A 26,331-nucleotide genomic window follows, 5' to 3' on the forward strand; every position below is an offset into this window, starting at 1 on the left:
TCTCGATACGCCCGCTGCGCGGGCTACTCGATCAGCATGATGTGCGCGTGATGCTCGGTCGGGACGACTGGGCGGGCTGCTCGAGCATGATGTGCGCGGGATGCTCGGTCGGATGACGGGGCGGGCTGCTCGGTCGGGATGACGGGGCGGAGCGTCCTTGGTGGTCGAGTAGCGCGGAGCGCGTATCGAGACCCGGGGTCTGCAGCAGGGGGATCTCGATACGCCCGCTGCGCGGGCTACTCGATCAGCATGAAGGGGGCCGCTGGGCGGGTAGCGGGATCGGCAGGGGAGGGGCGCCCGCTGGTCGGTGCTTGGTCGGCGAGGGTAAGGGCGCCCGCTGCGCGGGTGCTCGATCGGTGAGGGGGGCGCCCGCTGCGCGGGTGCTCGATCGGTGAGGGGGGGCGCCCGCGGCGCGGGTGCTCGATGGCGGATGGGCGCGGGCGGCGCGGAATGTTTCACATGGGCGTAATAAACGGGCGGGTGGGGGAAACAGGGCGCGACTATGGTCACGCTAACCGCTTAGAACCGCCGACTCCCCTGGAGCGTCATGCACGCCACCCTCACCCCGTTGCGCCGCGCCGCGCTGCCCGCGACGGCGGCCGACGCGTCCGGTGACTCCCGGGTCGTCCGAGCGCTGACCCGCACCGCGTGGGCGCAGGCCGTGCTGCGCGCGGTCGCCGCGGCGTCCAACCTCTCGTTCGCGCACACCCGCGTCGCCGTGCTCGGGACCGGGCCGCTCGCCGTCGAGCTGGCGACCGGGACCGCCGCGACGGGCGCTCGCGTGATCGTCGTCGGCGACGACCCGGTCGCGCTGGTCGAGATCGCCCAGCGCGGGCTGACGGTGCAGACAGCGGACCCGGCGGACCTGCGGGATGCGACGATCGCGTTCGCAACGGGCGAGCTCCGGTCGCCGGTCACCGCGGCGCTGCTCGGCACCGGCGGTCCGCTGCTCCTGGTCGACGCGGGGGAGGAGCGGCCGGCCGTGACCGCGGCCACCGACCCCTCCTCCGGCCGCCCCGGGATCGACCGGATCGCGGACGCCGAGCGCGAGCTCTTCCTCCTGGTGGCGCGCGACGTCGCCGACGGCTCGGTCCGCCGCACGCGCGAGCAGCTGTCCGCGCGGTTCGCGGCCGCGGTCGAGGCCGCCCGGGAGCAGGACCCGTCCCCCGACGATCTGCACGACCGCGCCGACCGCGCCCTCGCGCTGGAGCTGCTCCGATGACCGCGCCGATCCGGGATCCCTCGCTCTGGCGGCAGGGGCAGGACAAGATCGACTGGGCCGCGCGCTTCATGCCGGTGACCCGCGGAGTCGCGGCGCAGCTGCGCGAGAGCGGCACCGTGCGGGGCCTGCGGATCGGGCTGGTGCTCGTGCTCGAGCCCAAGACGGCGACCCTGGCGCTCGAGCTGGCGGCGGCCGGCGCCGACGTCAGCGTGATGTGCGGCGCCTCCAACACCCACGACGACACCGCGGCCGCCCTGCAGCACGCGGGGATCGCGGTCTTCGCCCGCTCCGACGCGAGCGCCGCCGACGACCGGGCGTTCGCGCTCGGACTGCTCGACCGGCGCCCGGACATCCTGGTCGACGACGGCTCGTCGGTGACGCGGCTCGCGCACACCGACCGGCCCGCGGTCTTCGAGACCCTGCGCGGCGCGACGGAGGAGACCACCAGCGGCCTGCGCCCGCTCCGGGTGATGGAGCGCGAGGGCGCGCTGCGGATCCCGGTGCTCGCCGTCAACGACGCGCGCTGCAAGACGCTCTTCGACAACCGGCACGGCACCGGGCAGTCGACGCTGCTGACCATGCTCGACCTGCTCGCGACTCCGCTCGACCGCGCTCACGTCGTCGTCGCGGGCTTCGGACCGGTCGGCCGCGGGGTCGCCCAGCACGCCCGCGCGCTCGGCGCCCGCGTGACGATCGCGGAGGTCGACCCGGTCCGCGCACTCGAGGCGGTCTTCGCCGGCTACGACGTCGACGCGCTGGAGTCGGCGGCCGGCAGCGCCGACCTGCTGATCTCGGCGACGGGCATCGCGCACACCATCGATGTGGAGCACCTGCTCGCCCTGCCGGAGGGGGCGGCCGTGGCCGTCTCGGGCGGTGTCGCGCAGGAGATCGCGATCGACGCGGCGCTCGCCGCGGGCGCGACCCGGCAGAGCATCGGCCACGCGCTGGAGACCTTCACGCTGCCCAACGGCCGCTCGATCGTCGTGCTCGACGACGGCGGCTGCATCAACTGCACCGCCGGTGAGGGGAACCCGATCGAGATCATGGACCTGTCCTTCGGCGTCCAGGTGGCCGCCGTCGACCTGCTCGCGCGGGAGGCGGGGAGCCTCGCGCCGGCCGTGCACCTGCTCCCGCCCGAGGTCGACGACCGGGTCGCGCGCGCCAAGCTCGACGCGCTCGGGCTGCGGATCGACGCGCCGAGCAGCGCCCAGCGCGACTTCCTCGGCAGCTGGACCTCGACCGGCCGCCGGGCCGCGCCGCAGCGGGACGGAGCGCGCTCGTGACCGAGCTGCTGCGCCTGGAGGGCGTGGGAGTGACCTACCGCAATGCGGAGCAGCCGTCGCTGGTGGACGCGAGCTTCTCGGTGTCGAGCGGGGAGGTCGTGCTGGTCGCGGGCCCGTCCGGCTGCGGCAAGAGCACGCTGCTGCGGGTGCTGAACGGCCTCGTGCCGCGCTCCTACCGCGCCGAGGTGACCGGGCGGATCGAGGTCGAGGGGCGGGACGCGACTCCGCTCGCCCTGCGCGACATCTCGGAGGTCGTCGGCACGCTGCTGCAGGATCCGGGCAAGCAGGTCGTCGGGCACAGCGTGCTCGCCGAGATCGCCTTCGGGCTGGAGAACCGCGGGACGCCGCCCGCCGAGATCCGCGAGCGCGCGCACCGGGTCGCCGAGCGGCTCGGGCTGACCGCGCTGCTCTCGACGCCGCCGCACGAGCTCTCCGGCGGGCAGCTGCAGCTCGTCGCCTTCGCGGGGATCCTCGTGCTCGATCCGCGGGTCATCGTCATCGACGAGCCGCTGGCCAACCTCGACCCCGACGCGGCCGACGTGCTGCTGCGGGCGGTGCGCGCCTACGTCGACGGCGGCGGGGCGGCCGTGATCGTGGAGCACCGCGTCGACGAGGTGCTCGCGCTCGAGCCGGATCGCGTCGTGTACCTGGAGGAGGGGCGGGTCGTCTACTCGGGCGGTGTCGCCGGGTTCCTCGAGGTCGCGTCGCCGGAGTCGGTGAAGCTGCCGTTCGAGGCGCTGCTCGCCGGCGCCGCGGGGGAGGAGTCGCCCGAGGAGGAGGCGCGGCCGGCTCCGGCCGGTGCCGCTCGCCTGCACTTCGACGGTGCCGAGCTCGGCTACGGCGCGCGGACGATCGTGGCCGCCGTGGACCGCCGCTTCCACGCGGGCGAGCGGGTGGCGATCCTCGGCCGGAACGGCGCCGGCAAGTCGACGCTGATGCGCGCGGCGGTCGGGCTGGTCGCGCCGACCCGCGGCCGCGTGCTGCTGGACGAGCGGCCGGTGCACGAGCTGACCGCGGCCGAGCTCGTCTCGACCTGCGGCTACCTCTTCCAGAACCCCGGCCAGGCGCTCTTCAGCGAGACGGTCGAGGCCGAGCTGGCCTTCGGTCCGCGGAACCTCGGCGTGCCGGCGGAGGAGATCCCCGCGATCGCCGACGCCGCGCTGCGCGCCGTGTCGCTCGACGACGTGCCGGGGATCCTGCAGCGGCCGCCGCGGACGCTCTCCTTCGGGCAGCAGCGCCGGCTCGCCGTCGCGCTCGCCCTCACGCTGCGGCCGCGGACGCTGATCCTCGACGAGCCGACGGCGGGGCAGGACGAGCGCTCCTCCCGCCACTTCCTCGACGCGGTCTGGGCGATCGACGGGATCGACAGCGTGTACTTCATCACCCACGACGTCGACATGGCGCTCGCCCGCGCCGACCGCGTGGTCGTCGTCGACGGCGGCGGGATCGTCGCCGACGCCAGCCCCGCCGAGGTCGTGCACGACACGGCGCTCTGGCACGGGCCGGGCGTCGACCCCGGCCACTCCCGCGCGGTGCTGCGCGAGACCGACTTCGTGCGCGCCGCCCGGCGCCACGGACCCGCGAGCGGCCGCCTCCCGCGCCCGCTCGACCTCGCCCGGCGCCTCCGCCGTGCGCAGCAAGGCCCCGGCAGCACCCCCGACGCCGGACGCACCGCCGATCCCCGCAGCTCCTCTCCCTCCCTCGAAAGGACACACCCGTGACCGCCACCACCTCCACCGCCGCGAAGACCGGCCCCTGGGCCGTCTCCTCCCGCACGATCGTCTTCGGTGCCGTCGGCGCCGCCCTCTACGGCGCACTCGGCGCCCTGAGCTTCGTGATCCCCGGGACGATGATCTCGATCCGCCCCGCGATCGCGATCATCCCCTTCGTCGGCCTACGCTTCGGACCGGTCGCCGGCTTCTTCACCGGCGCCGTCGGCAACGCGATCGTCGACCAGATCATGGGCTACGGCTTCCTCACCTACTGGAACTGGAGCATTGCGAACGGCCTCGTCGGCCTGCTCGCCGGCCTGATCGGCTACTACGCGAAGGAGCCGCGCACCACCGGCCGCCAGCTCGTCTGGGCCGCCGCGATCGCCGTCGCCGCGGTCGTCGTCGGACTGCTCTTCACCGCCACCGACTTCCTGTTCCTCGGCCAGACCTTCCAGTACTGGTTCTTCGGCTCCTACCTCCTGGCGATCCTCGCCACCGGCATCACCGCGGTGATCCTGGTGCCCGTGCTCGACCGGGTCTGGAAGCCGCTGCAGAACCTCGCCGGACGCTGACGGGCGCCCGGGATGGAGGTCTCGCCTCGATACCTCGGCGGTGACTCCTTCCTCGGCCGCCGGGATCCGCGCGTGCTGATCCTGGTGCCGGTGATGTTCGTCGTCACGGCCAGCCAGGTGCGCGATCTGCGCTGGATGGCGGCGCTCGCCGTGGTCGCCTTCGCGTACTACCTCAGCGCGCGGATCCCGTTCCGCGAGGTGCGCTCGAACTGGGCCGTCGTGGCCGTGTTCGTGCTGGTCTTCGCGGGGATCAACGGGCTCATCGTCGGCGCGACCGGCAGCGGCGAGCCGGAGGCCGGCGCGACGCTGTTCACGGTGCCGGTCGTCGGGCTGGCGATCACGGAGGGGGCGGTGTCGTACGCGGTCAACCTGCTGCTGCGCTTCCTCACGCTGGTCGCGGTCGGCTTCCCGCTCGCGTTCGCGATCCGCCCGGGAGACCTCGCGGTCGCGTTCGCGCGGCTGGGGGTGCCGGCGCGCTTCGCCTACGGGATCGACCTGACCTTCAAGTTCCTGCCCAGCGCGGCCTCGAACCTGCAGGAGACGGCCGCGGCCCAGCGGCTGCGCGGCTACGAGCGGACGCAGACCCGCAATCCGATCCGGCGCCTGCGCGAGGTCGCACCGCTGATGGTGCCGGTCACCATCACGTCGTTCGTGGACGCGGAGGACACGGTGGACGCCCTCGATCTGCGCGGCTTCGGGACGCGCAAGCGCACCTGGCTGCGGGAGATCCGGTACACGCCGGTCGACTGGGCGGTGACGGGCGGCGCTGTGCTGCTGGCGGTCGCGGCGAGCACGGCGAGTCTCAGCGGACTGATGCCGTCGGCGTGGATCCCGTGAGCGGCGCGGTGTCGCTCGGGCGCGAGAGCGCCGGGAGCTCGACGTCGATCCTCACCGTGCACAGCGCGCCGTGGGTGCTGCCGGTGGCGGGCGAGCCGGTGCGCGATGGGGCGGTCGCCGTGCGCGGCGAGCGGATCGTCGCCGTCGGGACGCGGGACGAGGTGCTGGAGGGGCTCCGCGACGAGTCGCCCGCGGTGCGGGAGTGGCCGGGCGCGATCGTCCCGGGGCTCGTCAACGCGCACTCGCACCTGCAGTACACCTGCATGTCCGCGGTCGGCCGGGGCCGGTACGCCGGCTTCGAGGACTGGTCGCGCGCCTTCCAGGAGGTCTACGAGCAGCCGCACGACTGGGGCGCCTCGGCGGCCGCCGGGCTGGAGATCGCGGTCTCGACCGGGACGACGGCGATCGCCGACATCGTCACCGACCTCGACGCACTGCGCGTGCTCGAGGACGGCCGCGTGCACGGCATCGCCTACTGGGAGCTGATGAGCCTCCTCGAGGACGACTGGCGCGGCAGCGGGCGGGCGATCACCGCGGAGCTGGTGCGCACCTCCGGGGTCACGCGCATCGGGCTCTCGCCGCACGCCCCGTACTCCCTGGACACCCCGGTGCTGAGCGACCTGACCGGGCTCTCGCAGGAGCTCGGCGTGCGCCGGCACCTGCACCTGGCCGAGTCGGCCTGGGAGGCGGAGTACACGATGCACGGCCGCGGCGACCTGGCGGAGCAGTGGCGTCGCTGGGGCTACGACGGCTTCCACCTGCTGCGCAACGGCGGCAGCGCGCTGCGGCCGGTGGCGTACGCGGAGACGATCGGCGCGCTCGGCGACGACGTGCACATCGCGCACGGGATCTACGTGGACGCGGACGATCGCGCGACGCTGCGGCGCACCGGCACCTCCGTCGCGCTGTGTCCGCGCTCGAACGCGGTGATCGGGCTCGACGAGGCGCCGGTCGCGGCCTACCTGCGCGAGGGGAACGCGATCGCGGTCGGGACGGACTCGCTGTCGTCGACGCCGTCGCTCGACCTGCTCGGAGACGTGGCCGAGCTGTGCCGGATCGCGCGGGCGCAGGGGTACGCGGGGCGGGATCTGCACGCGCGGCTGCTCGCGGCGGCGACGCTCGGCGGCGCGGTGGCGATGGGGGCGGCGGAGTCGTTCGGCACGCTGGTGCCGGGGGCGCTCGCCGACCTCGCGGTGCTGGGCGTGTCGGGCTCTTCTTCCGACGACGTGCTCGCCGCCGTCGTCGAGGCCGGCGAGGGGACCGCCCTCGCCACGATCATCTCCGGGGAGGTCCGATGGCAGGCGCGGAGGTGAGCGGGTTCGTCGACCGGCTGAGCGTCGACGGACGGGTGCTCGAGCGGGTGCGGCGGCCGGCGCTCGCCGAGACGATGGGGCTCGAGCCGCATCCCGAGGGCGGCTGGTACCGGCGGACGTGGGAGTCGCCGGAGCGGCTGACGCTCGTCGGCGCGGACGGCTCGGTGCGGGAGCGGCCGGCGGCGACGCTGATCGTCTTCCTGCTGCCGGCGGGTGAGGCGTCGGCCTGGCATCGGGTGTCGTCGGCCGAGACCTGGATCTGGAACGGGCCCGGGCAGGTGTCGCTGCAGTACGGCGGGCTCGGCGAGGAGCCGGAGGACGGCGAGACCGTGGTCCTCGGCTCGGCGTTCGAGGGGCTGCCGGTGCAGGCGCTGGTGCCGGCCGACGTCTGGCAGCGGACGCTGCCGTCGGCGGAGGACGCGGTGGTGAGCTGCCTGGTGTCGCCGGGCTTCGACTTCGCGGACTTCTCGATGCCGGAGTAGGGAGCGGGCGGGTCTCGAGACGCCGCCGGAGGCGGCTACTCGACCAGCATGGAGCGGACCGCTGCGCTGGCCGCTCGATCGGGGTGGACGGGTCCGTCGCATGTTCATCGAGTAGGCCGCGAAGCGGGCGTATCGAGATCCACCCGCGTCAGACGGCGGGTCCGCAGACCCGCCCTGCTGAGGACGTCGGGTCTCGATACGCCCCTGCGGGGCTACTCGACCAGCATGGAGGAGGCCCCTGCGGGGCTGCTCGACCAGCATGAAGGGGGCGTTGCGGGGCTGCTCGACCAGCATGGAGGGGGCCTTGCGGGGCTGCTCGACCAGCATGGAGGGGGGCCCGCGGGGCTGCTCGACCAGCAGGGGCGTGCGCTGCGGCGGGTGGACTGCTCGGGACGTCGACGGGCACGGATCCCGTCAGCAGTGACGTCAACGCGTCATCGTTGTGCTCGAAGGGCCCGGAATTTCCCTGGTGCGGTGTGAGGGCCCCACCCTGGTGTGCAGGTACGCCGATGCCGACTGCGGCGGCGGTCATACCTCGACACCACGGGAGACGGACTCATGGCGCACGCCGACGACGATCGCGCAAGGACCTCCGGCGGTCGAAGCGCAGTGGAACGGCGGACACTCGTCGCCGGAGGGGTCTGGACGGTGCCCGTCGTCGCCCTGGCGGTGGCGGCTCCGGCCGCATCGGCGTCTCCTGCCCCCTGTCCGTCGGTCACCGATCCTGCCCAGTGGCGGCGCTACGACAACGGCTACGGCTATCACGGGGCGTCCGGCATCGAGGAGAAGAACGGTGCCGTCTTCTTCCTTCAGCAGGCGGACGATTCGGGCTCCGCCGAGGGGTTCAACCTGGAGGTCTGGTGGGGGGCCAGGCTGCCGGTCGTAGCGGGGACCACCTACACCTTCCTCTACCGGGCCGGCGGCTCGTACGCACAGACCGGCGACGACAGGACTCGCGGTCCGCAATACGCTCGGCTCGAGATCGACGACGTGCCCATCTCGCCGAACTACAGCACCGACACGAGTCAGTACGGCGACGTGCAGCTGACGAAGGACTTCTCGTTCGTCGACTACTCCACCCGGTGGACGGCGAACACCACGGGATCGGTTCAGCTCATGTGGCACTTCATCGTTCCCGGACGAAAAGGAGTGAGAACCGACGCGAACGACGATATCCGCATCACGCTGCCGTTGATCGCCTGCTCGTCGTAGGGACGCCGAGCAGCCCGTGGGGCGCCTCTGCATGCTGATCGAGTAGCCCGCGGAGCGGGCGTATCGAGATCCACCACCGTCGGAACGCGAGTCTGCAGACCCGCCCTGCTGGTGATGACGGGTCTCGATACGCCCCTGCAGGGCCACTCGACCACCAGGACGCGGCGCCGACGCGTCCTTTCCCTCACCACCGAGACGCGAAGCGGCTTCGCCGCTCGATACGCCGCGGCGGGGCTACTCGACCAGCATGGTCGCCGCTGATCGCCTGCTCGTAGGAGCGCCGGTCCGACCGGATCGCGTTCGGCTTCCCGCAGGCGGGCGGCGGATCCGGTGCAGGCGAGGTGCTGTCAGAAGCGAAGCCGCGATCGGTGGTCATCGGGACGGACAGTGACGTGAATGCGCCATTGGTGTGCTTCGGCCGCCAGGAATTCGCCTGGTGCGGCGCGAGGGCCCCACGCTCGTCGAGAGGCGTGCCGATGCGGATCCGATCTCGACCCGGTCGGGCGCCGATATGAGCCGCGACGGCGGACGCACCTCGACCCTCGGGAGACACCTTCATGACGCACGACGAAACCCCCGCAACGACCTCGGCGGACGACCGCGCGGTCAGACGGCGCTCGCTCGTCGCCACCGGGGTCTGGACGCTGCCCGTCGTCGCCATGGCGACGGCGGCTCCGGGCGCAGCGGCATCTCCTTCTCCTGCGGTGTGCCCGAGCATCGCCGAGGCCTACCAGTGGGGACGCCTGGACAACGGCAACGGCTATCAGGGGCCGTCCGGCTTCGAGGAGGAGGACGGCGTCGTCTTCTTCCGCCAGGGGTTGGACAATGAGAAGTGGTTCTTGGGCAGGGACCTGGACGTCACGCTGGGGGGCTACATGCCGGTCACCACGGGTACCACCTACACCTTCGCGTTCCGGGCCAGTGGAAACAAAGCGAGGGGCGTCCCCAACCTGGTTCGCGGGGCGCAGTACGTTCGGTTCGAGATCGAGGGGGCTGTCGTCTCACCCGTGTACAGCACCGATACGAGCCAGGTCGGCGGCGTGCAGCTGAGCAAGGACTTCTCCTGGGGCGACTACTCCTTCAAGTGGGTGGCGACGACCACGGGAGCGGTGAACGTCCGCTGGCACTTCACGGTGCCCGGAAAACGACTCACGGAAAGGCTGGCGGACGACGACATCCGCGTCACGATGCCGGTCATCACCTGCTCATAGCGGGACCGGTCCGGTCTGTGGAGCTCCTCGCAGTGGATCCGCCGTCGCGAGGACTCGTGCCGCCGGTATCGTGAGCCACATCATGCCCGTCGACTCCGCGCTCGAGGCCGCCGGCTCCGGGATCCGCCTGCAGCGCCGGGTCGCCGAGGGGCTCGGGCGGGAGATCGCCTCGGGGGTCCGACCGGCGGACTCGCAGATCGTGCCCGAGGAGATCGGCCGCCGGTACGACGTGTCGCGGACCGTGGTGCGCGAGGCCTTCCGTGCTCTGGAGGCGCGGGGGATGATCCGCGCCAGGCCGCGCGCGGGGACGCAGGTCCAGCCGGAGAGCTCGTGGAACCTCCTCGATCCCGACGTGATCCAGTGGCGGGCGGCCGGACCGGCCGGGGAGGCGCAGCTGCAGGAGCTCCTCCTGCTGCGCGAGGCGGTCGAGCCGGCCGCGGCCCGGCTCTTCGCGACGCGGGGCGGGACGGCTCAGCGGGAGGAGCTGTCGGCCGCGGCGGCGGAGCTCGCCCTCGCGGCCGAGGCGCGATCGCTGCCCCGGTTCACGAGCGCGGATCAGAGCTTCCACCGGATCCTGGTCGAGGGGTCGGGCAACGCGGTGCTCGCTCAGCTGCTCGGCACCATCGCCGCGGCGCTGGACAGCAGGTACGGCAGCGGCGTTCCGACCTTCACCGCCGCCACCGATCGAGCGGTCGACCAGCATCGGCGGCTCGCGGCGGCGATCGCCGCGGGGGACGCCGATCTCGCGGAGAGCGCGGCGCGCACGCTCGTCCGCGACACCGCTGCGGAGATCCGGGCGACGTCGGTCAGCGGAGGATCGATCTGAGGCGGAACGATCGGCGACGCCATCGTCCGGCGTCGATCACTCCGCGGCTGCGAGGCCCTCGTACGCGCGGCTGGGGATCTGCGTGGCGAGCTTGCCGCCGCTGACGTCGACGAGCGTGCCGGTGATGTAGCTCGCGGCGTCGCTGGACAGGAAGCAGAGCAGGTCGGCGATGTCGTCGGGCGTGCCCCAGCGGCGCAGGGTCAGCGTGTCGAGGAGCCGCGCCTTCGCCGCCTCCGGCATGTCCGCGAAGCCGTTCATCGCCGTGGGGATCATCCCCGGTGCGTAGGCGTTGACGGTGATGCCCCACGGTCCGAGCTCGCCGGCGAGGACCCGGGTGAGCTGCACGACGGCCGCCTTCGAGGCTCCGTAGGCGGCGGCGCCGATGCTCGGGACGATCGCCGCGAACGAGGCGGCGTTGATGATGCGGCCGCCACCGCGCGCCTTCATCACCGGGACGACGGCCTGCGACACGAGGAAGGTGCCGCGGACGTTCACGTCGAACGCGGCGTCCCAGCGCGACGGATCGAGGGTCTCGACCGTGCCCTCGACGTTGATGCCGGCGTTGTTGACCAGGACGTCGACGTGGCCGAACCGCTCGAGCACCGCGTCGATCGCTGCCCGCACCGACGCCGGATCGGTGACGTCGCAGACCAGCTGCTGCGCGTCGTCCGAGGGGGAGGGGAAGGCCAGGTCGAGGGCGGTGACCCGGGCGCCCTCGGCCAGGAAGCGGTCGACGATCGCGCGGCCGATGCCGCGCCCGCCGCCGGTGACCACGACGACCAGACCGGTGAGATCGATGAGCACGGCAGCCTCCTATTAGTATGATTAATCGATCGTCACCGTAGCATCGAAGGGACGCCCCATGGACACCGAAGTCGCTCGCAGAGTCGCCTGGATCACGGGAGCCGGCTCCGGGATCGGGGCCGCGTCGGCCGAGCGCCTGGCGGTGTCGGGCTGGACGGTGGCGCTCAGCGGCAGGTCCCGCGAGCGCCTCGACGCCGTCGCCGAGCGGATCGGCAGTGCCGGCGGGGACGCCCTCGTCGTGCCCCTCGACGTGAGCGACCGGGAGGCGCTGCCCGCCGCCCGGGACGCGGTGCTGGCCGCGGCCGGCCGCATCGACGCGCTGGTCCTGTCGGCCGGGCTCAACTCCCCGCGGCGGACCTGGGGGGACCAGCGGCTGAGCGAACTCGAGGAGATCGTGCGCACCAACCTGCTCGGGCCGGTGGGCGTGATCGACGCGGCGCTGCCCGAGCTGAGGGAGCACGCCGGCGCGGTCGTGCTCGTCTCCTCGTACTCGGCCTGGGCGTTCGCCCCGATCGCGGGAGTCGGCTACAGCGCGAGCAAGAAGGCGCTGGCCGAGATCGCCCGCACGCTGAACGCACAGGAGGCCACCTCGGGAATCCGCGCCTGCCACCTCTGCCCCGGCGACGTCGCGACGGACTTCCTCCGACACCGGCCGCAGGTCCCGGACGACGTCGCGCGCGCGGCGATGCTCTCGCCGGTCGACGTGGCCCGCGCGGTCGAGTTCGTCCTCGACTCGCCGGCCCACGTCCGCATCGACGAGCTCGTGATCTCGCCGGTGTCGCAGCGCTGACGGGCTCCGGGTGACGGCTGCGTCGCCGGCGGTGGGGCGTCCGTGCTGATCGAGTAGCCCGCGAAGCGGGCGTATCGAGATCCACCGGCTTCAGAACTGAGTCTGCAGACCTGTCGTGCTGACGACGGCGGGTCTCGATACGCCCCTTCGGGGCTACTCGACCAGCATGTTTCTGACTGCCTGCCTAGCTGCTGATCGGTCGGGGTGGGTGGGTCTCGATACGCCCCTGTGGGGCTGCTCGACCAGCATGATCAGGCCCGCTCGATCTGCAGGACCGGGCCTGCCGGACCGGATGGGCGCTGCTGCATGCTGGTCGAGTAGCCGCGGGACGCGGCGTATCGAGACCCCGCCCGCCGGGCTCCCCCGCCGGACCCGCACGCGGTCAGCCGGAGGACTCGCGGGGGACGAGGCGCACGGGCATGGAGCGGACGCCTGCGGTCGCGCGGCCGTGGATGGCGTGGGAGAGCTCCTCGGCGGCGGCGCGGCCGAGGGCCTCGAGCTGCATGTCGATGCTGGTGAGCGGGGGGCGGGCGGCCTCGACGAGGAGGTCCCAGTTGTCGAAGCCGACGACGGCGACGTCGCGCGGCACCGGGTGGCCGCTCTCGCGCAGGTGGTCGAGGGCGCCGCGGGCGATCTGGTCGCTCGCGCAGATGATCGCGTCGAGGTCCGGGTGCGCGGCGAGAAGCGACTCGGCGCACTGGCGGCCCCAGCTCTCCGACCACTGGCCGTAGAGGACGTCGCCGCCGACCAGCGGGAGGCCCGCCTCCGTCAGCGCGCGCTCGACGCCGCGGGCGCGGTCGTGCGCGGCGGTGTAGCTGGGCTCGCCGTTGATCAGCGCGATCCGGGTGCGCCCGCGCTCGATCAGGTGGCGGGCGGCGAGCACGCCGGCGAGCGTGTTGTCGGGGGTGAAGGAGGAGTCGCGCTCGTCCTCGGAGGGCGCGTAGGCGTAGACGACCGGGACGGGGATCGTCGCGGTGATCGACGGCCGCGGGTTGGTCGTCCGGCCGAGCACGACGATCCCGTCGACGCGCTTGGCCAGCAGGTTCTTGATGTGGTGCTGCTCGCGGATCGAGTCGCCGCGGGCGTCGCAGAGGAACACCGAGGTGGAGCCGGCGCCGAACGCGTCCTCGGCGCCCAGCAGCACGGGCAGCACGAAGCGGTTGTCCAGGTCGTTGGTGAGCATCCCGATGGTGCCGGTGCGGCGCGAGTTGAGGGCCTGCGCGAACGGGTTCGGCGTGAAGGACAGCGCGGCGGCGGCGTCGAGCACCTTCTGGCGGGTCTCGGCGCGGACCTGGTCGCGGCCGTTCAGCGCCTTCGAGGCGGTGGCGATCGAGACGCCGGCCTCGCGGGCGACGTCGGTCAGCGTGATGGTGCCCGTGGGCTTGCGCGGCGCGATGACGTCCTCCTTCCACGGGACGCCGGTGCGCCCTGGACGATCCTCGCACAGGATCCCGCGCACCGAAAACACCGAAAACGCGACAACTCTTGACTCGACCTTCCCGCCGTGTCTACTTTGAACCCGCAGAAAGTAGTTTCGGTCCGGCGCTCGCCGAGACCGGCCAGCACCACCCGTCAACGACGAAGGGAACATCCGCGATGAAGAGGAAGCACACTCGGGGCCTCGCCGCCGCCGTCCTGCTCGGGACCGCAGCCGCAGCACTGACCGGCTGCGCGGGAGGCTCGGGAGGCGACTCCTCCGCCGCCGGCGGCACCTACACGTTCTGGGACCCGTACCCCCAGTTCGACGAGTCGTCCGACTGGGCGAAGCTCATCGACTCCTGCGGCACCGAGGCCGGCGTCACCGTCGAGCGCACCGGCTACGACACCACCGACCTGACCAACAAGGCGCTCCTCGCCGGGCAGCAGGGCAGCTCGCCCGACATCCTGCTCGTCGACAACCCGGTCGTCTCCACGCTCGCCGAGTCGGGCATCCTGACCACCACCACCGAGAACGGCCTCGAGACCGGCGACATCGACGCCAACATCCTGGCCGCGGGCGAGGTCGGCGGCGACACCTTCGGCGTCCCGATCGGCGCGAACACGCTGGCGCTCTACTACAACAAGACCGTGCTGGCCACGGCCGGCGTCGACGTCTCCTCGATCACCGACTGGGCGAGCCTCACCGCGGCGCTCGAGAAGGTCACCGCCTCGGGCGGCAAGGGCATCACGTTCTCGGGCATCGGCACCGAGGAGGGCACCTTCCAGTTCCTGCCCTGGTTCTGGGGCTCCGGCGCCGAGCTGACCGAGCTCGACTCGGACGCCGCCGTGGACGCGGTCTCGCTCTGGACCGACTGGCTGGAGAAGGGCTACGCGCCCAACTCCGTGATCGGCAACACCCAGACCACCAGCTGGCAGGAGTTCGAGACCGGCGAGTACGCCTTCGGCGAGAACGGCACCTGGCAGCTCGCGAACGCCAAGGCCTCCGGCATCGACTACGGCATCCTCACCATCCCCGCGAAGGACGGCGGCTCGGCCCCCGCGCCGACCGGCGGCGAGTTCCTCACCCTGCCCGTGCAGAAGGACGAGGCGCGCTACGAGACGTCGACCGCGATCGCCGAGTGCCTCACCTCGACGGACAACCTGGTGACGACGGACGACACGCTGTCGTACATCGCCCCGACGGCCGCGGCGCAGGAGGCGCAGGTCGCCGGGAACGCCGACCTCGAGCCCTGGGTCGAGGCCGTCCAGGCCGCGAAGGGCCGCACCTCGGACGACCTCGGGACGAAGTACCCGAAGATCTCCGAGCAGCTCTGGTCCGCGGTGCAGACCGCGCTGAGCGGCTCGCAGTCGCCGGCCGACGCGCTGAAGGCGGCGCAGTCGGCGGCCGAGTCCGCGACGCAGTGATGAGCGGTGTGGAGCCCGTTGCTGATCGAGCAGTCCGCTCGGCGGGCGTCTCGGGATCTGCCGGCGTCGGAGGGGTGGTCTGCGGGCCGGAGGTTCTTGCGGTGGTGGGTCTCGATACGCCCCTGCGGGGCTACTCGACCAGCATGTGGGGCGCCCCTCGCGGGGACGCGACGCTGCGGGGCTACTCGACCAGCATGTGGGAGGAACGATGACGACGGCCACTGAGACGGGGCGGCTGCTGCGCCGCGAGGCCGAGCCGGGGGTCGCGCCTGCCGCGGCCGCGGCGCCGAGGCGGCGGCGGCGGCCGGGCGGGCAACTGGCGGCGTGGGCGTTCCTCGCCCCGCTCGTCGTCTACCTGCTCGTCTTCTACGCCTTCCCGCTCTACCGCAACCTCGAGCTGAGCCTGAAGGACTACACGGTCCGCTCCTTCGTCCAGGGCAACGCCCCGTTCGTCTGGTTCGACAACTACGTGCAGGTCTTCCGCGACCCGACCTTCGGCCCGGCGCTGCTGCACACCGCGGTGTTCACGGGAGTCTCGCTGATCTTCCAGTTCACGCTGGGGCTGGCGCTCGCGGTCTTCTTCTACCGGCGCTTCCCGCTCGCGAGCACGCTCCGGGCGCTGTTCCTGGTGCCGTGGCTGCTGCCGCTGATCGTCTCGGCGTCGACCTGGTCGTGGATGCTGAACAGCGACTCCGGGATCGTCAACGCGTTCCTCGAGTCGTTCGGGATCGGGCAGATCAACTGGCTGACCTCGCCGTCCACCTCGCTGATCGCGGTGCTGATCGCCAACATCTGGATCGGGATCCCGTTCAACCTGGTGATCCTCTACTCCGGGCTGCAGAACATCTCGCAGGACCTCTACGAGGCGGCCTCGCTCGACGGCGCGACCGGTGCCCAGCAGTTCTGGCGGATCACGCTGCCGCTGCTGCGCCCGGTGTCGGCGATCACGATCCTGCTCGGCCTCGTCTACACGCTGAAGGTGTTCGACATCATCTGGATCATGACCAAGGGTGGTCCGGCCGACTCGTCGACGACCCTGGCGACCTGGACCTACCAGCTCGGCTTCGGCTCGATGCTGCCCGACTTCGGCCCCGCTGCGGCGGTCGGCAACCTGCTGATCATCCTGGCGCTGGTCTTCGGCCTGATCTACATCCGCGTCCAGCGGAAGCAGGCCGACGCATGAGCGCCCGGCGCCCCTGGTGGCTGACCCTCGTGGGCGTCCTGCTCACCGCGGTCATGCTGTTCCCGGTCTACTGGATGATCAACGTCTCGCTCACGCAGACCGGGTCGATGCGGAAGGATCCGCCGGACTGGTTCCCGTTCGCGCCCACCTTCTCGGGCTACCAGGCCGTGCTGAGCGAGCAGCTGCCGTACCTCGGCACCAGCCTGATCGTCGGCCTCGGCACGGTGCTGCTGACCGTGGCGATCGCCGCTCCGGCCGCGTACTCGCTCGCGAAGCTGCGGCCGCGCGGCGGGCAGGGGCTCTCGTTCGTCCTCCTGATCGCGCAGATGATCCCCGCGATCATCATGGCGATGGGCTTCTACGCCATCTACCTCAACCTGGGTCTCTTGAACTCGATCCCCGGGCTGATCGTGGCCGACTCGACCATCGCGGTGCCGTTCGGCGTGCTGATCTTCACCGCGTTCATGTCCGGCATCCCCGACGAGCTGACCCAGGCCGCGCGGATGGACGGCGCGAGCGCCTGGCGCACCTTCACCTCGGTGATCATGCCGATCAGCCGCAACTCCGTCGTCACGGTGTCGCTCTTCGCGTTCCTCTGGGCCTGGTCGGACTTCATCTTCGCGTCGACCCTCGACAGCGGCGGGAAGCTCCAGCCGATCACGCTCGGCATCTACAAGTACATCGGCAACAACAACCAGGAGTGGAACTCGATCATGGCGACCGCCGTGGTCGCCTCGCTCCCGGCCGCCCTCCTCCTCGTCGTCGCCCAGCGGTACGTCTCGGCGGGTGTCACCGCCGGTGCCGTCAAGGACTGACCCTCTTCCTCCTAGGAGATCCTCGTGACCCTGACCACCACCGTCGCCCTCGGCGGCCCCGTCGCCCCGACCGCGGGCGCGCTCCGGCCGCTGCGCCAGGACGAGATCCGGCTGACCGGCGGCTTCTGGCAGCACTACCAGCGGCTCGGCGCGGACGCCGTGATCGGCCACTGCCTGAGCTGGATCGAGCGGGTCGGCTGGGCCGGCAACTTCGACCGCGCGGCGAACGGCACGATCTCCTCGGCGGCCGGCGGCGACCTCCACGCGGGCATCGAGTTCGTCGACTCGGAGGTCTACAAGCTGCTCGAGGCGATGGCGTGGGAGCTGGGCCGCTCCGACGATCCGGAGCTCGCCGCGCAGTACGAGGCGCTGGTGCTGCGGGTCGCGGGGGCCCAGGACGAGGACGGCTACCTGCACACGAGCTTCGGCCGGCCGGGGCAGCGGGCGCGCTACTCCGATCTGGAGTGGGGGCACGAGCTGTACTGCTTCGGGCACCTGATCCAGGCGGCCGTGGCGCGGCTGCGGACCGGGCACGACGACCTGCTGCCGGCCGTGGCGCGGCGTCTCGCCGATCACGTGATCGAGGTGTTCGGGGCGGAGGGGCGCGTCGCGGTCTGCGGGCACCCCGAGATCGAGCCGGCGCTCGCCGAGCTCGCGCGGGCCACCGGCGACGGGCGCTACCTGGAGCAGGCGCGGCTGTTCGTCGAGCGGCGGGGCACGGGGACGCTCGGGGCGATCGCCTTCGGGCCCGAGTACTTCCAGGACGACGTGCCGGTGCGCTCGGCCGAGGTGCTGCGCGGGCACGCGGTGCGGGCGCTGTACCTCTCGGCGGGGGCGCTCGACGTCGCCGTGGAGACGGGCGACGCGGAGCTCGAAGCCGCGGTGGGGCGGCAGTGGGCGGCGACGGTCGCGCGCCGGACCTATCTGACCGGCGGGATGGGCTCGCACCACCAGGACGAGGCGTTCGGCGCCGACTTCGAGCTGCCGCCGGACCGCGCCTACGCCGAGACCTGCGCGGCGATCGCGTCGAACATGCTGTCGTGGCGGCTGCTGCTGCGCTCGGACGACGCGGCCTACGCGGATCTGATGGAGCGGACGCTGCTGAACGCCGTGCTGCCCGCGACCCGCGAGGACGGGCGCGCCTTCTTCTACACGAACACGCTGCAGCAGCGGGTGGACGGGGTGGCGCCGGACGAGAGCGTCGAGACCGACCGGGCGCAGTCGAGCCTGCGGGCGCCGTGGTTCTGGGTGTCCTGCTGTCCGACGAACACGGCGCGGACCCTCGCGAGCGTCGAGCTGAGCTTCGCGACGGCGACGGACGACGGGGTGCAGCTGCACCAGTACGGGGCGTACCGGGTGACGACGGGCGACGTGTCGCTCGAGGTGGAGACCGCGTATCCGGAGGACGGCGAGATCGCGGTGCGGATCCTGGCGGACGCGGAGTTCGCGCTGACGCTGCGGATCCCGCCGTTCGCGCGTGGGACGGCGCTGCTCGACGGGCAGGCGGTGGACGCGGGTCTCTCGACGGTGACGGTGCGGCGGGCGTTCGCGGCCGGCGACGTGGTGCGGCTGTCGCTGCCGATGCCGGCGCGCTTCGTGACGCCGCACCCGCGGATCGACGCGGTGCGCGGCCAGGTCGCGGTGGAGCGCGGGCCGTTCGTGCTGGCGCTGGAGTCGCTCGAGCTGCCGGACGGCCTCGACACGGAGCACGTGGCGGTGGACGCTGAGGTCTCGCCGGTCGCTGTCGGCGACGGCGCCCGGGTGGCGCTCGTGCGCCGCGACACCCCGACGTCCCCGTGGCCCTACTCCGTGCCGGCCGAGCTCGGCGAGCGCTTCACCGCGGAGTTCCACCCCTACTACCGCTGGGCGAACCGCGGCCCCTCCACGATGCGGATCTGGACGCCCACCCTCTGACGCGCCCGCCGCGAGATGCCACTTGTGCACGCCTTTCACGGCGTGTCGCGTGCACAAGTGGCATCTCGCGGAGCACTCACGTCGTCCGTGGACACCCATGCTGGTCGAGTGGCCCCAGAGGGGCATTCATGCTGGTCGAGTAGCCCCGGAGGGGCGTATCGAGACCCGGCGTCCCCGGCAGGGCGGGTCTGCAGGCCTGTCTGCTGACGGCGGGGGATCTCGATACGCCCGCTGCGCGGGCTACTCGATCAACAAAGAGGGCCCGCTCTGCGGGCTGCTCGATCAGCAAAGAGGACCTACTCCGCGGGCTACTCGATCAGCAAAGGAGGTCCTTGCTCGGGCGGCTCGGTCGGCGCGGCGCGCTGCTGCGAGATGCCACTTGTGCGCGCTTTTTGCGGCGTGTCGTGTGCACAAGTGGCATCTCGCGGAGGGGGTCAGTGCTCGCGGCGGGAGGGGACGTCGGCCGGGGTTTCCAGGGGGGCGTCCTGGACGGTGGCGCGGTCGGACTTGGAGCGGTCGCCGCGGGTCTTCAGGAGGCTGGCGATCGTGGCGACGGCGATCGTGGCGCCGATGAAGGTGAGCGAGAACCAGATCGGGATCTCGGGGACCCAGAGCAGCGGCTCGCCGCCGTTGATGAAGGGGACCTCGTTGACGTGCAGGGCGTGGAAGACGAGCTTCACGGCGATGAAGCCGAGGATGACGGCCAGGCCCTGGCTGAGGTAGACGAGGCGCTCGAGCAGACCGCCGATCAGGAAGAACAGCTGGCGCAGGCCCATCAGCGCGAAGGCGTTCGCGGTGAAGACGATGTAGGCCTCGTTGGTCAGTCCGTAGATGGCGGGGATCGAGTCGAGCGCGAACACGAGGTCGATGAAGCCGATGGCGACGATGGTCAGCAGCATCGGGGTGACGAAGCGGCGGCCGTCCTTCTTCACCGTCAGCTTGTCGCCGTGGTACTCGTCGGTGACGGGGAGGACGCGGCGCACCAGGCGCATGAAGGCGTTGTTCGAGGGGTCGCCGTGGTCGCCCTTGATCTGCTGGTAGGCCAGCACGAAGAGCAGGGCGCCGAAGAGGTAGAAGACCCAGGAGAAGTTCTCGATCAGGGCCGCGCCGACCGCGATGAAGCCGCCGCGCATGATCAGCGCGATGACGATGCCGATCATCAGCACCTTCTGCTGGTACATCTTCGGCACCGCGAACCCGGTCATGATGATCAGGAAGAGGAAGAGGTTGTCGAGCGACAGCGCCTTCTCGGTGAGATAGCCGGCGAAGTACTCGCCGCCGTAGCGCCAGTCGGCGACGAAGCCGATGCCGACGCCGAACAGCAGCGCGAGGCCGATGTAGAAGGCCGACCAGCGAGCGGACTCGCCGATGGTCGGCTCGTGCGGCTTCCGCACGTGCGCGAAGAACTCGTAGACGAAGAAGGCGATCGTCACGGCGATGGTGATCAGCCAGATGACGGGAGTGATCTGCACGGGGGTGCTCCAAGAGGGTCGGTCGATGAGGGACCAAGGTCTCCTCCACTCCGGCCGCGACCTCTCGGAGGCGGTGGCGGAGCCGATGGCCCGGGATGCTCATTCGCATCCGTAGTGACGGGCTCACCGCAGTCGGGAGTACTCCCCTTGCTGTCTGCGATTCTACTCAGGGTTCGAGTGCCGGAGGCTGGGAGAGTACCGACACGTCGCTTCTGGATCCATCCGGCTCTATATTGGATCCAGCGGCAGCGTGCCGCGCGAGAGGCGGCGCATGGCCATCCAGACGGTCCTCGGTCCGATCGAGGCGGCGGAGCTCGGCGTGGTGTCGATGCACGAGCACCTGCTGACCGACGCGAGCGCGCTGCAGCGGCCCGGCGTCGAGGCGCTCGATCCGGACGCCCCGGTCACCGCCGAGCTCGCGGCCGCCCTGCGCTGGAGCCAGCTCGCGCTCGCCGACAACCTCCGCCTCGACGACGTCGAGCTGCTCGCGGACGAGCTGCGCGTGGGAGCCTCCGCGGGGCTCACCGTCGCCGTCGACCTCAGCTCGCTCGGCTTCGGGCCCGACCGGACCTGCATGGCCGAGCTGTCCGAGCGATCGGGCGTCGCGATCGTCGCCGGCTACGGCGCCTACCTCCCGCGCCTGCTGCCCGAGTGGTACCTCGCCCTCGACGTCGACGGCCGTACCGCGCTCTTCACCCGCGCGCTGACGGCGGCGATCCCCGGCACGACCTACCGCGCGGGACTGCTCGGCCTGATGGGCACGACCGGCGCCTTCGCGACTCCCGAGGGGGAGCAGGAGCGGATCAGCCTCACCGCCGCGGCCCGCTCGGCCGCCGCCACCGGCTCCGCGATCACCGTCCGGCTCGCCGCCGACGCCCGCAACGGGCTCGAGGTGCTCGCGCACGTCGTCGCCGAGGGAGTGGATCCCTCCCGCGTCGTGTTCAGCACGGTCGACGAGTTCCTCGACCTGCCCTACCTCCGCGACCTCGGGCGGGCCGGCGCCGTGCTGGAGCTCTGCTTCGGCAACGAGGGTGCGCACGTCGGCCGCATCCGCAACGCGAGCGACCCGCAGCGCCTGGACGCGCTGCTGGAGCTGCTCGGCACCGACCCCGGCATCCGCTGGGTGCTCGGCCACAGCACCTGGACGAAGGGCCAGCTGCGCCGCTTCGGCGGGCACGGCTTCGACCACCTCGGCGCGCGCGTCCTGCCGGGGCTCCGCGCGCTCGGCGTCGCCGACGACGTGCTGCGGCGGATGAGCGTCGAGGAGCCGGCGCGGCTGCTCGACCGGCCCTGACCGACCGGCTCTGACCGACCATCCCGCCCCCTCGGCCCCGACGACTCCGGCCCCGACCCGGCCCCCCGATGAGAGAGACGCAGACCCCATGAGAGACACCCTCGCCCCGCTCGCGCCGATCGAGCCCTACCTCGTCGACGGCGCGTGGCTCGCGCCCGAGGGCGCGGAGCTGCTCGACATCGTCGATCCCGCCACGGAGGAGCTGCTCACCCGCGTCCCGCAGGCCGGCCCCGCCGAGATCGAGGCGGCCGTCACCGCCGCCCGCCGCGCGCACGACGACGCGCGCTGGAGCGGGATGAGCCCGCACGACCGCAGCCGCATCCTGAACCGCGTCGCCGACCTGATCGAGGACCGCCTCGAGGAGCTCGCGGTGCTCGAGACCCGCGACAACGGCAAGCCGATCGAGCGCTCCCGCGCCGACACGGCGACCTCGGCCCGCGTCTTCCGCTACTACGCCGGTGCCCCCTCGCGGCTGACCGGCACTGTCGTGCCCGTCGACGCACAGCACCACGTCTACACGACGCTCGAGCCGATCGGAGTCGCGGCGCTGATCCTGCCGTGGAACTTCCCGATCATGACGGCGAGCTTCAAGCTGGCGCCGGCGCTCGCCGCGGGCTGCACCGTGGTCGTGAAGCCGGCGGAGCAGACTCCGCTGACGATGCTGCGCCTCGCGGCGATCTGCGAGGAGGCGGGCGTCCCCGCGGGAGTCGTCAACGTGCTCACCGGCGACGGCCGGGTCGGCGCGGCGCTCACCGAGCACCCGCTGGTCAGCAAGGTCTCCTTCACCGGCAGCACCGAGGTCGGCCGGAAGGTGATGCGCGCCGCGAGCGAGGACTTCACCCGCTTGACTCTGGAGCTCGGCGGCAAGAGCCCGAACATCGTGTTCGAGGACGCTGACCTGGACGCCGCGGTGCTGACCGCGATGCGCGCGTCGTTCGGCCACTCCGGCCAGATGTGCACGGCGGGCAGCCGGCTGCTGGTGCAGCGCTCGATCCTCGAGGAGACGACGGAGCGGCTGACCGCGGCGGTGCGGAGGGTCGCGCTCGGTGACGGGCTGGCCGGCGGCGTGACCGTGGGGCCGCTGGTGTCCGAGGAGCAGCGGCAGCAGGTGCTCGGCTACATCGCGCAGGGCGAGGCGGAGGGCGCGGTCGTCGCGGTGGGCGGCGGCGTGCCGGACCGGCCGGGCTACTACGTCGAACCGACGCTGTTCACCGGCGTCACGAACACGATGACCATCGCGCGCGAGGAGATCTTCGGGCCGGTCGTCGGCATCATCCCGTTCGAGGACGAGGACGAGGCGGTGGCCCTCGCCAACGACCAGACCTACGGGCTGGCTGCGGGCGTGTGGACGAACGACCTGGCGCGGGCGCACCGGATGGGGCGGCGGCTGCGCGCGGGGACGGTGTGGGTCAACACGTACAACCTGTTCGACCCGGCGCTGTCGTTCGGCGGCGTGGGGGAGTCCGGGATGGGGCGCGACCTGGGCGAGGAGGCACTGCGCTCGTTCTGCGAGCTGAAGAGCGTGGTCGTCGCGCTCTGAGCGGCCTCGAGTGCGCAGGAGTTGTCGTAGCGGGGGCTCGAGTACGACAACTCGTGAGGAGTGGGTGAGGTAGCGCCGCGCCCCTTCATGCTGGTCGAGTAGCCCCGCGGGGGCGTATCGAGACCCGGTGCCACCAGAGGGGCGGGTCTGCAGACTCGCTCTGCTGACGCTGGGGGATCTCGATACGCCCTCTGCGAGGGCTACTCGATCACCATTGACTCCCCGCAGTCGCAGGGTCAGGTGTCCTCGGAGAACCGCCGTCACCAGCAGGGCGGGTCCGACGATTCAGCTCTGGACGCCGGTGGGTCTCAGTCCGGCCGCTTCGCGGGCTGCTCGATCACCAGGGACTCCCCACTAGATCCAGCCGTTCTCGCGGGCCTCGATCACGGCGCGCTGGCGGGTGTCGACGTCGAGCTTGCGCAGGATCGACGAGACGTGGTTGCGCACCGTGCCCGCGGACAGGTGCAGGGCCTTGCCGATCTCGCCGGTGGTCTCGCCGCGGGAGCCGGCGCTCAGCACGTCCAGCTCGCGGTCGGTGAGCGGGCTGCGCGTGGTCGCGAGGGCGTCGGCGGCGATCTCGGGATCCACGTAGCGGCGGCCGGCGGCGACCTGACGGATCACCTCCGCCACGTCCTCCACCCGCCGCGACTTGGGCAGGAAGCCGCTGACGCCGACGGCCAGCGCGCGGCGCAGCACGCCGGGCCGCGCGTGCCGGGTGACCACGACGACCCGGGTCGCCGAGACGCGGCGCAGTCGCTCCGCCGCCTCGATGCCGTCCATGCCGGGCATCTCGACGTCGAAGAGGCAGACGTCGGGCTCGAGGCGCACAGCCTCGGCGACCGCCTCCGCGCCGTCGCGGCACTCGCCGACGATCTCGAGGTCCGGCTCCAGCCGGAGCAGCGCGGCGAGGGCGGTGCGGATCATGTCCTCGTCGTCGGCGAGGAGCACCCGGATCACGCGGCACCGCCGGGCAGGCGCGCGTCGAGCTCGAAGGAGCGGCGCGCGGTGCGGGTGCTCAGCGTGCCGCCGGCCCGCTCGATCCGCTCGGTCATGCCCTGGACTCCGGAGCCGTGGACGCCGGAGCCGCCGCCCGCCTCGGCCCCCTCCGGCAGGTCGTTCACCGCCTGGAACCGCCACGACTCCGCCTCCCGCGCCAGCCGCAGCCGGGCCGACTCGCCACCGCCGTGCTTGAGGATGTTGGTCGTGCTCTCGCGGACCACCGGCCCGAGCACGTCGGCGGGGGCGCGGTCCGCGTCGGGATCGACGGCCAGCTCGACCCGCAGACCCGCCGAGCGGAGCAGGTCGGCGGCGTTGGCGAGCTCGTCGGCCAGCGAGACGCTGCGGAAGCGGGTCGCCAGCTCCCGGGTGCCGGTGCGCGCGCCGTCGACGGAGCGCTGCGCGGCGCGGAGCTGCTCCAGGGCGCCGTCCGGATCGTCGCGGAGCAGCCGCTCGGCGAGCTCGAGCTGCAGGGCGATCACCTGCAGGTGGTGCCCCTGGAGGTCGTGCACGTCGCCGGCGAGGATCAGCCGCTCCTGCGCGGCCGCGAGGCGCCCCTCCGCCACCCGCGCGCGGTCGAGCTCGCGGACGATGTCCCACCACCAGAGCATGCTGACGATCGCGAGGGGCAGCGCCGCCGCGAACGCGAACAGGACCGGCGCGGCACCCGGTGCGAGCGAGAGCGGTGTGGTGCCGATCGCCTGATCGTGCTCGAGCCAGGCGCTGACGGCGAGCAGCACGGTGAGGAACGTGGTGACCCGCCAGCGGATCCCGCGCGGCCAGGGCAGCAGCACGACGAGCACGAACGCGAGCGAGAGCGGGAGGGTGGGGCTGCCCGCCGCCAGTCCGGTCGCCGCGGCGCCGACGAGGCCGAGTGCCTGGAGCCCGATGGTGGCGGGGCCGAGGCGCGCCGGGGCGTCCCGGTCGGCCCGGCGGTAGCGCTGCGCGGAGACGGTGAAGACCGCGGCCCAGACCGCGGCGCCGAGGAGGTAGCCGACCACCCGCCACGGCGACGCGTCGCCGACCAGCAGCGGCACCAGCCAGACGAACAGCACCGCGAGCACGAACGAGCCGGCCGAGAGCAGCGTGTACCACCAGGTCGCGGCGACGCCCTTGCCCGAGGGCGGAGCGGCGGTCGTCTCGGCGGGAGGGAGCAGTGCGGTCGGCATGCGGCCAGGGTACGACCATGACAGTTGTCACCACCCGGGCGGCCGTTCCTCCCGGCCGGCGGTGACGGGAGGGCACTGCCGGGCACCCCCTGCGGCGGGCTGGGATGGACATGTCCCGATCGACGGGGCAGCGGTTCAGCCGCTCAGCCAGAAGGAGACACCGCCATGTCGACCATCGTCAGCGACGCGATCCTCGGATTCCAGGGCCTCATCCAGGACGTCCCCGACCTCGTCCAGCCGCTCGTGGTGGCGCTCGCCGGAGCCGTGCCGTTCATCGAGGGCGAGGGCGCCGCGACGATCGGCATCATCGGCGGGATCCACCCGGTGGTCGCCGCCGTGTCGGCCGCCGCGGGCAACTTCCTCTGCGTGGCGCTGCTGGTGCTGCTCGGCGCGGGCGTCCGCTCGGCGATCACCGGCGGGAAGCCGCGGAAGCGCGCCACCGCCCGCCGCGCGAAGTTCCAGCGCGCGTTCACCCGCTACGGCGTCCCCGGGGTGAGCCTGCTCGGCCCGCTGCTGCTGCCCACCCACTTCACCGCGGTGATGCTCTCCGGCGCCGGCGTCGCGAAGGGCCGCGTCCTGCTCTGGCAGGGCATCGCGATCGCGCTGTGGACGACGGTGCTCGCGGTGATCGTGTCGCTGGCGATCGGCGGCGCGGGGCTGGCGTGAGGGGTGTGGCGGCGTTCCCTTCATGTTCGTGCACGTGGATCTCGATACGCCCGCTGCGCGGGCTACTCGATCAGCATGAGGGGGGAGCAGCCGGAGGCTGCGTCGCCCTTCCGTCGGCCGCCCGCCGCATGCTGGTCGAGTAGCCGCTCAGCGGCGTATCGAGACCCGCGGTGG

At 72.4% G+C, this 26,331-nt stretch carries 23 protein-coding genes; 18 read left to right on the forward strand and 5 right to left on the reverse strand.

Annotated features, from left to right (window positions below):
• Positions 1-547: 547 nt before the first annotated feature.
• The 10 genes from EDF17_RS14325 (at position 548) to EDF17_RS14370 (ending at position 10,670) form a co-directional block, all read left to right on the forward strand.
• Positions 548-1,222, forward strand: coding sequence for a hypothetical protein (locus tag EDF17_RS14325; RefSeq protein ID WP_123447288.1), 675 nt, complete (start codon positions 548-550; stop codon positions 1,220-1,222).
• The gene (locus EDF17_RS14330) at positions 1,219-2,505 is read left to right on the forward strand and encodes an adenosylhomocysteinase (RefSeq protein WP_123447289.1); all 1,287 of its coding nucleotides are present in this window, start codon (positions 1,219-1,221) and stop codon (positions 2,503-2,505) included. The genes EDF17_RS14325 and EDF17_RS14330 overlap by 4 nt, the downstream gene beginning before the upstream one ends.
• Entirely contained in the window at positions 2,502-4,226 is a 1,725-nt protein-coding gene (locus EDF17_RS14335) for an ABC transporter ATP-binding protein (protein WP_123447290.1), read from the forward strand. Before EDF17_RS14330 ends, EDF17_RS14335 begins: the two co-directional genes overlap by 4 nt.
• Complete coding sequence (locus tag EDF17_RS14340) at positions 4,223-4,789, forward strand: ECF transporter S component (protein WP_123447291.1); 567 nt, start codon at positions 4,223-4,225, stop codon at positions 4,787-4,789. Before EDF17_RS14335 ends, EDF17_RS14340 begins: the two co-directional genes overlap by 4 nt.
• 12 nt (positions 4,790-4,801) lie before the next feature.
• A complete protein-coding gene (locus EDF17_RS14345; protein ID WP_123447292.1) occupies positions 4,802-5,626 on the forward strand; it encodes an energy-coupling factor transporter transmembrane component T in 825 nt (274 codons plus the stop codon).
• On the forward strand, positions 5,614-6,939 hold the full coding sequence (locus EDF17_RS14350) for an amidohydrolase family protein (RefSeq protein WP_311316442.1): 1,326 nt from the start codon (positions 5,614-5,616) through the stop codon (positions 6,937-6,939). Before EDF17_RS14345 ends, EDF17_RS14350 begins: the two co-directional genes overlap by 13 nt.
• On the forward strand, positions 6,936-7,421 hold the full coding sequence (locus EDF17_RS14355) for a cupin domain-containing protein (RefSeq protein WP_243732906.1): 486 nt from the start codon (positions 6,936-6,938) through the stop codon (positions 7,419-7,421). The genes EDF17_RS14350 and EDF17_RS14355 overlap by 4 nt, the downstream gene beginning before the upstream one ends.
• A gap of 558 nt (positions 7,422-7,979) precedes the next feature.
• Positions 7,980-8,633, forward strand: a complete 654-nt coding sequence (locus tag EDF17_RS14360; RefSeq protein WP_133672084.1) for a hypothetical protein — start codon at positions 7,980-7,982, stop codon at positions 8,631-8,633.
• Between the two features lie 557 nt (positions 8,634-9,190).
• Positions 9,191-9,844 (forward strand): hypothetical protein, encoded by a 654-nt coding sequence (locus EDF17_RS14365; RefSeq protein ID WP_123447295.1) that lies wholly within the window; start codon positions 9,191-9,193, stop codon positions 9,842-9,844.
• Positions 9,845-9,926: 82 nt separating this feature from the next.
• Positions 9,927-10,670 carry an FCD domain-containing protein gene (locus EDF17_RS14370; RefSeq protein WP_133672086.1) on the forward strand — a complete coding sequence of 248 codons (744 nt, stop codon included), beginning with the start codon at positions 9,927-9,929 and terminating at the stop codon, positions 10,668-10,670.
• Positions 10,671-10,706: 36 nt separating this feature from the next.
• Here EDF17_RS14370 and EDF17_RS14375 read toward each other — a convergent pair whose 3' ends face one another.
• Positions 10,707-11,474, reverse strand: coding sequence for an SDR family NAD(P)-dependent oxidoreductase (locus EDF17_RS14375; protein WP_123447297.1), 768 nt, complete (start codon positions 11,472-11,474; stop codon positions 10,707-10,709).
• A 58-nt stretch (positions 11,475-11,532) separates the two neighbouring features.
• Between EDF17_RS14375 and EDF17_RS14380 the strand changes: the two genes are divergently transcribed.
• Positions 11,533-12,264 carry an SDR family NAD(P)-dependent oxidoreductase gene (locus EDF17_RS14380; protein ID WP_123447298.1) on the forward strand — a complete coding sequence of 244 codons (732 nt, stop codon included), beginning with the start codon at positions 11,533-11,535 and terminating at the stop codon, positions 12,262-12,264.
• A gap of 382 nt (positions 12,265-12,646) precedes the next feature.
• On the opposite strand, the gene EDF17_RS14385 is transcribed toward EDF17_RS14380, so the two are convergent.
• Entirely contained in the window at positions 12,647-13,723 is a 1,077-nt protein-coding gene (locus EDF17_RS14385; RefSeq protein WP_311316443.1) for a LacI family DNA-binding transcriptional regulator, read from the reverse strand.
• 137 nt (positions 13,724-13,860) lie between these two features.
• Here EDF17_RS14385 and EDF17_RS14390 point away from each other — a divergent pair, with 137 nt between their 5' ends.
• From EDF17_RS14390 to EDF17_RS14405, 4 genes are all read left to right on the forward strand, one after another.
• The gene (locus EDF17_RS14390; RefSeq protein WP_123447300.1) at positions 13,861-15,108 is read left to right on the forward strand and encodes an extracellular solute-binding protein; all 1,248 of its coding nucleotides are present in this window, start codon (positions 13,861-13,863) and stop codon (positions 15,106-15,108) included.
• Between the two features lie 208 nt (positions 15,109-15,316).
• The gene (locus EDF17_RS14395) at positions 15,317-16,291 is read left to right on the forward strand and encodes a sugar ABC transporter permease (RefSeq protein WP_123447301.1); all 975 of its coding nucleotides are present in this window, start codon (positions 15,317-15,319) and stop codon (positions 16,289-16,291) included.
• Positions 16,288-17,106, forward strand: coding sequence for a carbohydrate ABC transporter permease (locus EDF17_RS14400; RefSeq protein ID WP_123447302.1), 819 nt, complete (start codon positions 16,288-16,290; stop codon positions 17,104-17,106). The genes EDF17_RS14395 and EDF17_RS14400 overlap by 4 nt, the downstream gene beginning before the upstream one ends.
• A 24-nt stretch (positions 17,107-17,130) precedes the next feature.
• Positions 17,131-19,020: a beta-L-arabinofuranosidase domain-containing protein gene (locus EDF17_RS14405; RefSeq protein WP_123447303.1), complete on the forward strand. Its 1,890-nt coding sequence runs from the start codon at positions 17,131-17,133 to the stop codon at positions 19,018-19,020.
• Between the two features lie 434 nt (positions 19,021-19,454).
• Here the strand turns inward: EDF17_RS14405 and EDF17_RS14410 are convergent, their stop codons facing one another.
• Positions 19,455-20,492 carry a TerC family protein gene (locus EDF17_RS14410; RefSeq protein WP_123447304.1) on the reverse strand — a complete coding sequence of 346 codons (1,038 nt, stop codon included), beginning with the start codon at positions 20,490-20,492 and terminating at the stop codon, positions 19,455-19,457.
• 271 nt (positions 20,493-20,763) lie between these two features.
• On the opposite strand from EDF17_RS14410, the gene EDF17_RS14415 reads away from it, so the two are divergent.
• Positions 20,764-21,786 carry a phosphotriesterase gene (locus tag EDF17_RS14415; RefSeq protein WP_123447305.1) on the forward strand — a complete coding sequence of 341 codons (1,023 nt, stop codon included), beginning with the start codon at positions 20,764-20,766 and terminating at the stop codon, positions 21,784-21,786.
• A gap of 88 nt (positions 21,787-21,874) precedes the next feature.
• Positions 21,875-23,326 carry an aldehyde dehydrogenase family protein gene (locus EDF17_RS14420; protein ID WP_123447306.1) on the forward strand — a complete coding sequence of 484 codons (1,452 nt, stop codon included), beginning with the start codon at positions 21,875-21,877 and terminating at the stop codon, positions 23,324-23,326.
• A 354-nt stretch (positions 23,327-23,680) separates the two neighbouring features.
• On the opposite strand, the gene EDF17_RS14425 is transcribed toward EDF17_RS14420, so the two are convergent.
• Positions 23,681-24,283 carry a response regulator transcription factor gene (locus tag EDF17_RS14425; RefSeq protein WP_123447307.1) on the reverse strand — a complete coding sequence of 201 codons (603 nt, stop codon included), beginning with the start codon at positions 24,281-24,283 and terminating at the stop codon, positions 23,681-23,683.
• Positions 24,280-25,491: a histidine kinase gene (locus tag EDF17_RS14430; RefSeq protein WP_123447308.1), complete on the reverse strand. Its 1,212-nt coding sequence runs from the start codon at positions 25,489-25,491 to the stop codon at positions 24,280-24,282. The genes EDF17_RS14425 and EDF17_RS14430 overlap by 4 nt, the downstream gene beginning before the upstream one ends.
• 165 nt (positions 25,492-25,656) lie before the next feature.
• Between EDF17_RS14430 and EDF17_RS14435 the strand changes: the two genes are divergently transcribed.
• On the forward strand, positions 25,657-26,157 hold the full coding sequence (locus EDF17_RS14435; RefSeq protein WP_123447309.1) for a small multidrug efflux protein: 501 nt from the start codon (positions 25,657-25,659) through the stop codon (positions 26,155-26,157).
• Positions 26,158-26,331 lie beyond the last annotated feature (174 nt).

It is taken from the genome of Rathayibacter sp. PhB1 (assembly GCF_004362935.1).
In the GTDB taxonomy this organism is placed as follows: Bacteria; Actinomycetota; Actinomycetes; order Actinomycetales; family Microbacteriaceae; genus Rathayibacter; species Rathayibacter festucae.